The 12,835-nt window shown below is 37.8% G+C and carries 13 protein-coding genes; all 13 read left to right on the forward strand.

All coding sequences use genetic code 11. The features are described from left to right. Window positions 1-40 precede the first annotated feature (40 nt). The 13 genes from ftsH (at window position 41) to lysS (ending at window position 12,518) form a co-directional block, all read left to right on the forward strand. A complete protein-coding gene (gene ftsH, locus COE49_RS15480) occupies window positions 41-1,942 on the forward strand; it encodes an ATP-dependent zinc metalloprotease FtsH (RefSeq protein ID WP_088233037.1) in 1,902 nt (633 codons plus the stop codon). 244 nt (window positions 1,943-2,186) lie between these two features. Beyond that, the gene (locus COE49_RS15485; protein ID WP_088233038.1) at window positions 2,187-2,975 is read left to right on the forward strand and encodes a type III pantothenate kinase; all 789 of its coding nucleotides are present in this window, start codon (window positions 2,187-2,189) and stop codon (window positions 2,973-2,975) included. A 6-nt stretch (window positions 2,976-2,981) separates the two neighbouring features. Further along, entirely contained in the window at window positions 2,982-3,857 is an 876-nt protein-coding gene (hslO, locus tag COE49_RS15490) for a redox-regulated molecular chaperone HslO (protein WP_087931145.1), read from the forward strand. A 111-nt stretch (window positions 3,858-3,968) separates the two neighbouring features. Next, a complete protein-coding gene (cysK, locus tag COE49_RS15495; protein ID WP_098945955.1) occupies window positions 3,969-4,892 on the forward strand; it encodes a cysteine synthase A in 924 nt (307 codons plus the stop codon). 223 nt (window positions 4,893-5,115) lie between these two features. Further along, window positions 5,116-6,513, forward strand: coding sequence for an aminodeoxychorismate synthase component I (gene pabB, locus COE49_RS15500; RefSeq protein WP_098356786.1), 1,398 nt, complete (start codon window positions 5,116-5,118; stop codon window positions 6,511-6,513). 5 nt (window positions 6,514-6,518) lie between these two features. Further along, a complete protein-coding gene (gene pabA / locus COE49_RS15505) occupies window positions 6,519-7,106 on the forward strand; it encodes an aminodeoxychorismate/anthranilate synthase component II (protein WP_088233042.1) in 588 nt (195 codons plus the stop codon). Further along, window positions 7,100-7,972 carry an aminodeoxychorismate lyase gene (pabC, locus tag COE49_RS15510; protein ID WP_088233043.1) on the forward strand — a complete coding sequence of 291 codons (873 nt, stop codon included), beginning with the start codon at window positions 7,100-7,102 and terminating at the stop codon, window positions 7,970-7,972. The genes pabA and pabC overlap by 7 nt, the downstream gene beginning before the upstream one ends. Further along, window positions 7,947-8,807 (forward strand): dihydropteroate synthase, encoded by an 861-nt coding sequence (folP, locus tag COE49_RS15515; RefSeq protein WP_140417519.1) that lies wholly within the window; start codon window positions 7,947-7,949, stop codon window positions 8,805-8,807. The genes pabC and folP overlap by 26 nt, the downstream gene beginning before the upstream one ends. Then, window positions 8,808-9,170 carry a dihydroneopterin aldolase gene (folB, locus tag COE49_RS15520; RefSeq protein WP_088233045.1) on the forward strand — a complete coding sequence of 121 codons (363 nt, stop codon included), beginning with the start codon at window positions 8,808-8,810 and terminating at the stop codon, window positions 9,168-9,170. Then, window positions 9,167-9,682: a 2-amino-4-hydroxy-6-hydroxymethyldihydropteridine diphosphokinase gene (folK, locus tag COE49_RS15525; RefSeq protein WP_088233046.1), complete on the forward strand. Its 516-nt coding sequence runs from the start codon at window positions 9,167-9,169 to the stop codon at window positions 9,680-9,682. The genes folB and folK overlap by 4 nt, the downstream gene beginning before the upstream one ends. After that, window positions 9,634-9,837 (forward strand): helix-turn-helix domain-containing protein, encoded by a 204-nt coding sequence (locus COE49_RS15530; protein ID WP_000387027.1) that lies wholly within the window; start codon window positions 9,634-9,636, stop codon window positions 9,835-9,837. Before folK ends, COE49_RS15530 begins: the two co-directional genes overlap by 49 nt. A gap of 23 nt (window positions 9,838-9,860) precedes the next feature. After that, the gene (dusB, locus tag COE49_RS15535) at window positions 9,861-10,859 is read left to right on the forward strand and encodes a tRNA dihydrouridine synthase DusB (protein ID WP_088233047.1); all 999 of its coding nucleotides are present in this window, start codon (window positions 9,861-9,863) and stop codon (window positions 10,857-10,859) included. 159 nt (window positions 10,860-11,018) lie between these two features. Beyond that, complete coding sequence (lysS, locus tag COE49_RS15540; RefSeq protein ID WP_088233048.1) at window positions 11,019-12,518, forward strand: lysine--tRNA ligase; 1,500 nt, start codon at window positions 11,019-11,021, stop codon at window positions 12,516-12,518. Window positions 12,519-12,835 lie beyond the last annotated feature (317 nt).

The raw sequence follows: 12,835 nt of genomic DNA on the forward strand, positions 1-12,835 counted from the left end.
CGATTTACTATAGTGTTTATGCCGTGAGAGGAGGTTAGGAATGAATCGTATCTTCCGTAATACCATCTTTTATTTACTGATATTCCTAGTAGTAATTGGAATCGTGAGCTATTTTAATGGTTCGACGCAAAAAACGACACCAGTTAGCTACGATAAATTCATTACTAAACTAGAAAAAGGTGAAGTGCGCAATGTGCAACTTCAACCGAAAAATGGTGTGTTTGAAGTAAAAGGACAATTTAATAACTCTAGCCAGGGAGAACAATTTGTTACTTATGCACCAAATACTGAGGAATTACAAAAGAAAATTAATGATAAAGCGCAAGGTGCTGAAGTTAAGTATCAACCAGCAGAAGAAACAAGTGCTTGGGTAACATTCTTTACTTCGATTATTCCGTTTGTCATTATCTTCATTTTATTCTTCTTCTTATTAAACCAAGCTCAGGGTGGCGGTAGCCGTGTTATGAACTTCGGGAAAAGTAAGGCGAAGCTATATAATGACGAAAAGAAAAAAGTTCGTTTCAGAGATGTTGCTGGAGCGGATGAGGAGAAACAAGAACTTGTTGAGGTAGTTGAATTCTTGAAAGATCCTCGTAAGTTCGCTGAAGTTGGTGCCCGTATTCCGAAGGGTGTTCTATTAGTAGGACCTCCAGGTACAGGTAAAACTTTACTAGCACGTGCTGTTGCAGGTGAAGCAGGCGTTCCGTTCTTCTCTATCAGTGGTTCTGACTTCGTAGAGATGTTCGTCGGTGTCGGTGCATCCCGTGTACGTGATTTATTCGAAAATGCAAAGAAAAATGCTCCTTGTATCATTTTCATTGATGAAATTGATGCAGTAGGACGTCAACGTGGCGCAGGTCTTGGTGGTGGCCATGATGAGCGTGAGCAAACGTTGAACCAATTACTTGTTGAAATGGATGGGTTCGGTGCAAACGAAGGTATTATTATCATCGCTGCGACAAACCGTCCTGATATTCTTGATCCAGCGTTATTACGTCCAGGTCGTTTTGACCGTCAAATTACAGTAGATCGTCCAGATGTAAATGGCCGTGAAGCTGTACTTAAAGTACATGCTCGTAATAAACCGCTTGATGAGAATATCAATTTAAGAGCAATTGCAACTCGTACACCAGGATTCTCTGGTGCCGATCTTGAAAACTTATTAAACGAAGCTGCTTTAGTAGCTGCGCGTCAAGATAAGAAAAAAATTGACATGAGTGACATTGATGAAGCTACGGATCGCGTTATTGCAGGTCCAGCTAAGAAAAGTCGTGTTATCTCTGAAAAAGAACGTAATATCGTTGCTTTCCATGAAGCGGGCCACACTGTAATTGGTGTTGTTCTTGATGAAGCTGATGTCGTTCATAAAGTAACAATTGTCCCTCGTGGTCAAGCTGGTGGATATGCAGTAATGCTTCCGAAAGAAGATCGTTACTTCATGACAAAACCAGAGTTACTTGATAAAATCACTGGTTTACTTGGTGGTCGAGTAGCTGAAGAGATTGTATTTGGTGAAGTAAGTACAGGTGCTCATAATGACTTCCAACGTGCGACTGGTATTGCAAGACGCATGGTTACAGAATTTGGTATGAGTGATAAGCTTGGACCGATGCAATTTGGTAGCTCACAAGGTGGTCAAGTGTTCTTAGGAAGAGACTTCCATTCAGAACAAAACTATAGTGATGCGATTGCGCATGAAATCGATGTGGAAATGCAAACGATTATGAAAGAATGTTATGCTCGTGCAAAACAAATTCTTACTGAAAATCGTGATAAACTAGATCTTATTGCGAAAACGTTACTTGAAGTAGAAACATTAGATGCAGAGCAAATCAATCATTTATGTGACTATGGCAGATTGCCAGAACGTCCAACATCTTCAGCTGATGTGAAAGTAAACATCAACATGAAGAAAGACGATGAAGATAAAGAAGATAAGTAAGAGCTGAAGGAGTGACGATAGTCACTCCTTTTTTGTTTGTTAAATTTTTTTCTGATTACTATTGAGAGTTTATGGAATAAAGTAATTTTAGTAAAACTAGTATTAAAAATTGAAATAGAGAGCAATCTTTTTGTAAAATGATGAGTATAGAAAAACTGATTATATAAGTATGTGTGATATGATGTTTTTATAAGTTTTATACATACTGCACAAATATAGATTAAATAAGATAAGTGGTGAGAATATGATTTTTGTATTGGATGTAGGGAACACAAATGCGGTGTTAGGTGTGTTTGAAGAGGGGGAACTTCGTCAGCATTGGCGCATGGAAACAGATCGTCATAAAACAGAAGATGAGTATGGGATGCTTGTGAAACAGTTACTTGAGCATGAGGGTCTTTCGTTTGGAGATGTGAAAGGTATTATTGTGTCTTCAGTTGTACCGCCAATTATGTTCGCTTTAGAACGCATGTGTGAAAAATATTTTAAAATTAAACCGCTTGTAGTAGGGCCTGGAATAAAAACGGGACTAAATATTAAATATGAAAATCCACGTGAAGTAGGTGCAGACCGAATTGTAAATGCAGTAGCAGGAATCCATTTGTATGGAAGTCCGCTTATCATTGTTGATTTTGGTACGGCTACTACATATTGTTATATTAACGAAGAAAAGCATTATATGGGTGGAGTTATTACGCCAGGAATTATGATTTCAGCAGAGGCTTTATATAGTAGGGCTGCAAAACTTCCTCGAATTGAAATTACAAAACCAAGTAGTGTTGTTGGAAAGAATACAGTAAGTGCAATGCAATCCGGAATCCTTTATGGATACGTTGGACAAGTGGAAGGTATTGTTAAGCGTATGAAAGAGGAAGCTAAACAAGAACCGAAAGTTATTGCAACAGGTGGATTGGCGAAATTAATTTCAGAAGAATCGAATGTAATTGATGTTGTAGATCCATTTTTAACGTTAAAAGGTTTATATATGTTATATGAGCGTAATGCAAATTTACAACATGAGAAAGGTGAATAAATACGTATGAAAGATTATTTAGTAAAAGCGTTAGCTTTTGATGGGGAAGTGCGTGCGTATAGTGTACGTACAACAAACACAGTAAGTGAGGCGCAAAGACGTCATGATACATGGAGAACAGCTTCAGCGGCGCTTGGTCGTTCTTTGACTGCAGGTACAATGATGGGCGCAATGTTAAAAGGTGACCAAAAGTTAACGATTAAGGTGGAAGGTAACGGTCCAATCGGCCCTATCTTAGTGGATGCTCATGCAAATGGAGATGTACGTGGTTATGTAACAAATCCGCATGTTGATTTTGAAGGAACAGAACAAGGGAAATTACGTGTATATCAAGCGGTAGGTACAGAAGGGTTTGTAACAGTAATCAAAGATATTGGTATGCGTGAGCCGTTTATCGGTCAATCCCCAATCGTTTCCGGAGAATTAGGGGAAGACTTCACGTATTATTTCGCAGTTTCTGAACAGACGCCTTCTTCTGTAGGTGTTGGTGTTCTTGTAAATGGAGATGACAGCATATTAGCTGCAGGTGGATTTATTCTTCAAATTATGCCGGGTGCACAGGAAGAAACAATTTCATTCATTGAAGATCGTTTGCAAAAAATCCCTCCTGTATCAACGTTGATCGAACAAGGTCTTTCTCCAGAGGAGTTACTATATGCAGTTCTTGGGGAAGATAAAGTAAAAGTATTAGAAACGATGGATGTTCAATTTAATTGCACATGCTCACGCGAACGTATTGAGAGTGTGTTAATTAGTTTAGGTAAAACAGAGTTAGAGCAAGTTCGTGAAGAAGAGGAAGAGACAGAAGTTCATTGTCATTTCTGTAATGAGCGATACAAGTTCTCTAAAGAAGATATTACAAATCTAATTGAGAATCTGTAATAAGGATTAAAGGGAGCGCTCTTTCAAATTGATTGACAAACAGGGAATTTTCTGACAAAATCTAAATATAGATAAAACCAATAAAAATACTCGGTGTTAGGAGTGACAGGAATGCGAGTGGCACAATCAGTTTCAGAATTAATCGGGAAAACGCCGATCGTTAAGTTGAACCGCATCGTAGAATCAGACAGCGCAGATATATATTTGAAATTAGAATTTATGAATCCGGGGAGCAGTGTTAAAGATCGTATTGCATTAGCTATGATTGAAGATGCTGAAAAAAAAGGATTGTTAAAAGAAGGCGATACAATCATTGAGCCAACAAGTGGTAACACAGGAATTGGCTTAGCGATGGTAGCAGCTGCTAAAGGATATAAGGCAATTTTAGTAATGCCAGAAACAATGAGTGTGGAGCGTCGTAATTTATTACGTGCTTACGGTGCTGAATTAGTATTGACTCCAGGACCTGAAGGAATGGGCGGAGCAATTCGTCAAGCGACTGAATTAGCGAAAGAGCATGGTTACTTTATACCACAACAGTTCAAAAATCAATCGAATCCAGAAATGCATCGTTTAACAACGGGTCCAGAAATTGTTGAACAAATGGGTGATCAACTAGATGCGTTTATTGCGGGTATTGGTACAGGTGGGACGATTACTGGTGCTGGTGAAGTGCTGAAGGAAGCGTATAAAGATATTAAAATTTATGCAGTAGAACCTGCGGATTCGCCAGTGTTATCTGGTGGAAAACCGGGTCCACATAAAATCCAAGGAATTGGAGCGGGATTTGTACCGGAGACATTGGATGTAGAGATATATGATGAAATCATTCAAGTAAAGGCAGAGCAAGCGTTCGAATATGCGAGAAGAGTGGCTAAAGAGGAAGGTATTTTAGTTGGTATCTCTTCAGGGGCAGTTATTTATGCAGCGACAGAAGTTGCCAAAAAGTTAGGTAAAGGGAAAAAGGTACTTGTTATTATCCCGAGTAATGGTGAACGGTATTTAAGTACACCACTTTATCAATTTGAATCCTAATTAAATGTGATTGAAAAAGCATCCTTGAAAAAGGATGCTTTTTTCTTTTTGGATTGGAAATAGGAAAAGAGTGAATGACTAGAAAACTTCATGTAAAATAAGAGGTAGTATAATTAATTTATTTTCACTAGCCCTCGAGTATAGTTATTCTCCATATACATAACATATGTAGTTTGGAATGATTAATCTAAGAGGGTGGGATAAAAGAAGACGGGGTGTTGATATGCAACGAAGAAAATCTTTAGCGCTTTCTATTCCATATCAGTTAGACTTTTTTAAACAATATAAATTTCTTTCTCAGGATAAGCCGCAGCATATTTTGTTAGAAAGTGGACGTGGCGGCCGTTATAACATTGTGGGGCTGAATCCGGTAGCGGTAATCCGAGGGAAGGATGAAACGTTACATATAAGCGAAAGTGGTAAGGAAACAATAAAGCGAGGGAATCCATTAGATTTAATGCAAGAATATATGGAGAAATGGAAAACAGACTATAATCCGGAGTACCCGCCTTTCCAAGGTGGAGCGATTGGTTACTTTAGTTATGATTGTATCCGTTACATCGAAAAACTTTCTTCTCTTGCGGAGGATGACATTAATATACCTGATATATTCTTTTTGTTATTTGATGATGTGTTTGTATATGATCAAGAAGAAAAAGTATTATGGATTATTACGCATTATGTAGATAAGCATGAAGAGGCAAAAGAGCGATTAAATGAATGGAAGGTTCTTTGGGCGACAGAAGCGCCGGAAGTGACTATACCGTTTGTGTGCCCTGAAAAGAAAAGTGAAGCAGTTGCATTTACTGAAGAAAGCTTTATGAAGGCGGTTGAATGTATTCAAGAATATATTGGTGCTGGTGATGTGTTCCAAGTAAACTTGTCGACAAGACAAGAAAGAACGTTACAAACACACCCGCTAGAAATTTATACGAGTCTTCGTGAAATTAATCCATCTCCATATATGGGTTACTTGGAGCTTGGAGATTTTCAAATTGTTAGTGGATCGCCAGAGTTGCTAATTAAGAAACAAGGAACCGAAGTAAGCACAAGACCAATTGCTGGAACGAGATCTAGAGGGGCGAACGAGCAAGAGGATGAAGAATTAGCGAGAGAATTAATTGAGAACGAAAAAGAAAGAGCAGAGCACGTCATGCTTGTGGATTTAGAACGAAATGATTTAGGACGTGTTTGTAAATATGGCACTGTAGAAGTAGATGAATTTATGGTAATTGAGAAATACTCACATGTTATGCATATTGTTTCTAATGTGCGTGGTGAGGTGGAAGAAGATAAAGATGCTTTTGATTTAGTGAAGGCTGTATTCCCGGGGGGGACAATTACTGGTGCCCCGAAAATACGTACGATGGAAATTATTGAAGAATTAGAACCTGTTCGCCGAGGGATTTATACAGGTTCAATCGGTTGGATTGGTTATTCTGGAGATACAGAATTGAATATTGTAATTAGGACACTTCTTGCTAAAGATGGAAAAGCGCATGTACAAGCAGGAGCGGGAATTGTAATTGATTCGAATCCAGAAAATGAATATAAAGAGTCGTTAAAAAAGGCGATTGCTTTATGGCGTGCAAAAGAACGTAGCGAAGAAACGGTTAGGTGAGAGAAATGATATTAATGATTGATAATTATGATTCTTTTACATTTAATTTAGTGCAGTTTCTTGGAGAACTTGGACAAGATCTTGTTGTTAAGCGTAATGATGAAGTGACTATTTCAGATATTGAGGATATGAAGCCAGACTTTTTAATGATTTCGCCAGGTCCGTGTAGTCCGAATGAAGCAGGGATTAGTATGGAAGCCATTCAATACTTTGCTGGAAAGATTCCGATTTTTGGAGTTTGTCTTGGGCATCAATCTATTGCACAGGTGTTTGGTGGAGAGGTTGTTCGTGCGGAGCGGTTAATGCATGGGAAAACGTCGCCTATGCATCATGACGGAAAGACGATTTTTTCGGATATTCCTAATCCATTTACTGCAACGCGTTACCATTCCCTTATTGTTAAGAAAGAGACGTTACCGGATTGTTTAGAGGTAACATCTTGGACAGAGGAAGGGGAAATTATGGCGCTTCGTCATACGACATTGCCGATTGAAGGTGTACAGTTCCACCCAGAATCTATTATGACTTCCCATGGAAAAGAGTTACTGCAGAATTTCATTCGTAAATATAGTCCAAGTGTGGCATCATGTTAATTTACGTAAATGGTGAGTACGTAAAAACGAGTGAAGCGAAAATTTCTCCTTATGACCATGGTTATTTATATGGGCTTGGAGTTTTTGAGACGTTTCGTATTTATAATGGTCATCCCTTTTTGTTGGATGACCATTATGACCGTTTAATAGATGCGTTGGATACATTGCAAATTAAATGGACAATGACAAAAGAGGATGTAATGTTTATTTTGAAAAATTTGCTCGCTAAGAATGAATTGGAGCATGCATATGTACGCTTTAATGTTTCGGCGGGTATAGATGAAATAGGATTGCAAACCGAAATGTATGAAGAACCGTCTGTTATTGTTTTTATAAAACCTTTAGCAGCCCCAGGGGATATAGTGGAAAAAGAAGGGGTTATTTTAAAACAAGTGCGCAATACGCCGGAAGGGACGTTGCGCTTGAAATCTCATCACTATTTAAATAACATTTTAGGGAAGCGCGAAATTGGAAATGTTGTGAATAAGGAAGGTATTTTCCTTACTGAAGCAGGTTATGTCGCAGAGGGTATTGTTTCGAATCTCTTTTTTGTGAAAGATAATGTTTTGTATACACCTTCACTAAAAACAGGAATTTTAAATGGTATCACTCGTGCGTTTATTATAAAGGTTGCAGAGGAACTTAGTGTAGAGGTGAAAGAAGGTTTCTTTACGAAAGGTGAATTACTTTCAGCAGATGAAGTCTTCGTAACAAACTCCATTCAAGAAGTTGTTCCACTTTATCATATAGAAGGGCGAGATTTCCCGGGTAAAGTGGGAGTGGTTACAAAAAGATTGACGAATCTTTATGAAATGCAGAGAGAGAAATTGTGGAGCAGAAATGAATTGCGAAGAGGAGATGTGTAGTTTGAAGTGGGATTATGATTTGCGCTGCGGTGAATATACATTGAATTTAAATGAAAAGACATTAATTATGGGGATTTTAAATGTAACGCCAGATTCATTTTCGGATGGTGGGAGTTACAATGAGGTAGAGGCCGCAGTGCGCCATGCAAAAGAAATGCGAGATGAAGGTGCTCATATTATCGATATTGGTGGTGAATCTACTCGCCCAGGTTTTGCTAAAGTATCAGTAGAAGAAGAAATCAAGCGAGTTGTTCCGATGATTCAGGCAGTTTCAAAAGAAGTAAAATTGCCTATATCTATTGATACATATAAAGCTGAAGTTGCAAAGCAAGCAATAGAGGCTGGTGCTCATATTATTAATGATATTTGGGGAGCGAAGGCGGAACCGAAAATTGCTGAAGTTGCAGCTCATTATGATGTGCCTATCATTTTGATGCATAACCGCGATAATATGAATTATCGTAATCTAATGGCGGATATGATTGCTGATTTGTATGACAGCATTAAAATTGCGAAAGATGCTGGTGTGAGAGATAAAAATATTATTTTAGACCCGGGCATCGGCTTTGCGAAAACACCTGAACAAAACTTAGAAGCGATGCGTAATTTAGAGCAGTTAAATGTGCTAGGGTATCCAGTTCTCTTAGGCACTTCAAGGAAATCCTTTATTGGGCATGTACTAGATTTACCAGTAGAGGAACGTCTTGAAGGAACGGGAGCTACTGTTTGTCTTGGTATTGAAAAGGGTTGTGAGTTTGTTCGCGTTCATGATGTGAAAGAAATGGCGCGCATGGCTAAGATGATGGATGCGATGATTGGTAAGGGGGCAAAGTAATTGGATAAAATTTATATCCATGATATGGAGTTTTACGGTTATCATGGTGTATTCCCAGAGGAAAATAAATTAGGTCAGAGATTCAAAGTCGACTTAACAGTGGAATTGGATTTAAAACGCGCGGGAGAAAGCGACGACTTAGAGCATTCGGTCAATTATGGAGAGCTTTTTGAACTATGTAGAAAAGTTGTTGAGGATAGAACATATAAGCTTGTAGAGAGTATCGCTGAAAATATTGCTGCAGATATATTGAAACAATATGAGGGTATTGCACGGTGTACAATTAAGGTAATTAAACCAGATCCACCGATACCGGGGCATTATCGTGCTGTGGCAGTAGAAATTACGAGAGAACGATCATGAATAATATAGCGTACATTGCATTGGGGTCAAATATTGGAGAGCGTTATACGTATTTAACCGAAGCGATTCGATTTCTAAACAAAATCCCATATATCCAAGTTGATGATATGTCATCTATATATGAAACTGAGCCGGTTGGCTATACTGATCAAAGTTGTTTTTTAAATTTAGTTATAAAAATTTCTACCAATTTATCACCGCAAGAATTATTGAAAGTAACACAAAAAGTAGAAAATGATTTAGGAAGAAAAAGGGAAATAAGGTGGGGGCCGAGAACCATCGACCTTGACATTTTGCTCTATAATCAAGAAAATATTGAAGCAGAGAATCTTATTGTTCCACATCCTCGGATGTTTGAAAGAGCTTTTGTTATCGTTCCGTTGTTAGAGATTAATCCAGATATTAAACAAGACATTTCACGTTCACAAGTAGAAGAAATGAAAAGGCGAGAGGGAGTAACGGTATGGAAGCAGAAAAATGGGGAAGACGCATTCGTGCTTTTCGAAAGCTAAAAGGTTATACGCAAGAAGGTTTTGCTAAAGAATTAGGGGTATCTGTATCTGTTTTAGGAGAGGTCGAGAGGGGAAATCGATCGCCTTCTCAAGACTTTGTAGTAGAAGTTGCGAAGGCATTAAAGGTTTCAATAGATGAATTAATGCCGAAGTAACTGTAAAGGAAGGAGTAAGTCGGTTGTTAAAGATTGCAAATATTGAGATGAAAAATCCGGTTGTATTAGCACCGATGGCGGGAGTGTGTAACTCTGCATTCCGTTTGACAGTAAAAGAATTTGGCGCAGGTTTAGTTTGTGCTGAAATGGTAAGTGATAAGGCGATATTACTTAATAATAAAAGAACATTGGATATGTTATATATCGATGAGAGAGAAAAGCCGTTAAGTTTACAAATCTTTGGTGGTGAGAAAGAAACTCTTGTAGATGCTGCGAAATACGTAGATAAATATACAACAGCAGACATTATTGATATTAATATGGGTTGCCCAGTGCCGAAAATCACTAAATGTGATGCGGGAGCGAAGTGGCTTTTAGATCCAAATAAAATATATGAAATGGTAGCAGCAGTTGTAGATGCTGTTGAAAAACCTGTAACAGTTAAAATGCGTATTGGTTGGGATGAAGATCATATTTTCGCAATAGAAAATGCTAGAGCTGTTGAGCGTGCTGGTGGACAAGCAGTAGCGGTTCATGGACGTACACGAGTGCAGATGTATGAAGGTAAAGCAGACTGGGATATTATTAAACAAGTAAAGCAAGCTGTAAATATTCCAGTTATCGGAAATGGTGATGTCGAAACACCGCAAGATGCAAAGCGTATGCTTGATGAAATTGGCGTAGATGGCGTTATGATTGGTCGCGCTGCTCTTGGGGATCCGTGGATGATTTATCGTACGGTAAAGTATTTGGAGACCGGTGAATTAATGCCAGAACCTACAGTGCGCGAAAAAATTGATGTATGTATGTTGCATCTAGATCGTCTTATCGGCTTAAAGAATGAAAATGTCGCTGTAAGAGAGATGAGAAAGCATGCAGCTTGGTATTTAAAAGGTGTTCGTGGTAATGCGAGTGTGCGTAATGGTATCAATGCTTGTAATACACGTGAAGACCTTGCGAATGTATTAGGTGCATTTGTAGAAGAAGTTGAAGCAAAACAACAAACAATTCACGTTGGTTAATACTAGATAGAGAAGATTGACATTCTTCTATTCACTTCCTATAATTACGTGAAAGAAAGAAGAACTGCCAGTTAGTAGCTGGCAGTTTTTCTAGTTGGGTAGAAAATGCTATACTGTATATATTATAAAATTAAATAGAGCTGGAGTGATATCAATATCATGGATAACATGAACCACGAAGAATTAAACGATCAATTGCTTGTTCGTCGTGAAAAGTTACATAACTTACGTGAACAAGGAATCGATCCGTTCGGTAAACGATTTGAACGCACAAATGCAACAAATGATTTATTAAGCTTATATGGAGAGTTCTCTAAGGAAGAACTAGAAGAGAAAGAAATCTCTGTTTCTATCGCTGGTCGTATTATGACAAAACGCGGTAAAGGGAAAGCTGGATTTGCACACATTCAAGATTTACATGGACAAGTTCAAATTTATGTTCGTAAAGATGCTGTTGGAGATGAAGAGTACGAATTATTTAAAACAGCAGATTTAGGTGATTTAGTAGGTATTGAAGGTAAAGTGTTCAAAACAAATGTTGGAGAACTTTCAGTAAAAGCAACAGGTTTTACACTATTAACAAAATCTCTTCGTCCATTACCGGATAAATACCATGGATTAAAAGATGTTGAACAACGCTATCGTCAACGTTATTTAGACTTAATTACAAGTATGGAAAGTCGTGAAACGTTCGTTACTCGTAGTAAGATCATTCGTGAAATGAGAAGATATTTAGATGACAATGGTTATCTTGAAGTAGAAACACCTATGATGCACGCGATTGCAGGTGGAGCATCTGCCCGTCCTTTCACTACACACCATAATGCGTTAGATATGGAATTATATATGCGTATCGCGATTGAACTTCATTTAAAACGCCTTATTGTGGGTGGATTAGAAAAAGTTTATGAAATCGGACGTGTATTCCGTAATGAGGGTGTATCAACTCGTCATAACCCTGAGTTTACGATGATTGAATTATATGAAGCGTATGCTGATTATAAAGATATTATGAAGTTAACAGAAGATATGGTTGCTCATATCGCGAAAAAAGTATTGGGCACAACAACAATCCAATACGGTGATTATGAAATTAATCTAGAACCAGAATGGACACGTCTTCATATGGTAGATGCGATCAAGCAATACTCTGGAGCTGATTTCTGGAATCCAATGAGTGTAGAAGAAGCGCGTGAACTTGCAAAAGAACATAATGTAGAAATTAAAGATACAATGGAAGTTGGTCATATTATTAATGAGTTCTTCGAACAAAAAGTAGAAGATAAATTAATTCAACCAACATTTATTTACGGTCATCCGGTAGAAATTTCGCCACTTGCGAAAAAGAATGATGAAGATCCACGATTCACAGATCGTTTCGAATTATTCATCGTTGCACGTGAGCATGCAAATGCATTCACTGAGTTAAATGATCCGATTGATCAAAAAGAACGTTTTGAAGCTCAATTAAAAGAACGCGAGCAAGGTAATGATGAAGCTCATATGATGGATGACGATTATATCGAAGCTCTTGAGTATGGTATGCCTCCTACAGGTGGACTAGGAATTGGTATTGATCGTCTTGTTATGCTATTAACGAATGCACCATCTATTCGTGATGTATTATTATTCCCGGCTATGCGCCATAAACAAGACTAAGCTTTGGAGATTTCTCCAAAGCTTTTTTTATTTGAGTGTGAGTTAATTGAGATAGTAGGTCTTGATAGTGTAGAAAGTTATATTTATATAGAAGAAATGTACTGTTTTTATACTTTTTTACTAAGTTAAAAATTTTATTAGAAAAACTATTGCATTTTAATAATCAAACTGGTATATTTATATTCGTTGCCACGAAAGGTAACAAACAAAACAAACGAAAAACAACTTATTGAAAAAAGTTGTTGACGAAAATATAACGAAATGTTATATTAATAAAGTCGCTTCTGAGCGACGGAGAAGTTCTTTGAAAACTGAAC

The organism is Bacillus sp. AFS029637, from assembly GCF_002584985.1.
In the GTDB taxonomy this organism is placed as follows: Bacteria; Bacillota; Bacilli; order Bacillales; family Bacillaceae_G; genus Bacillus_A.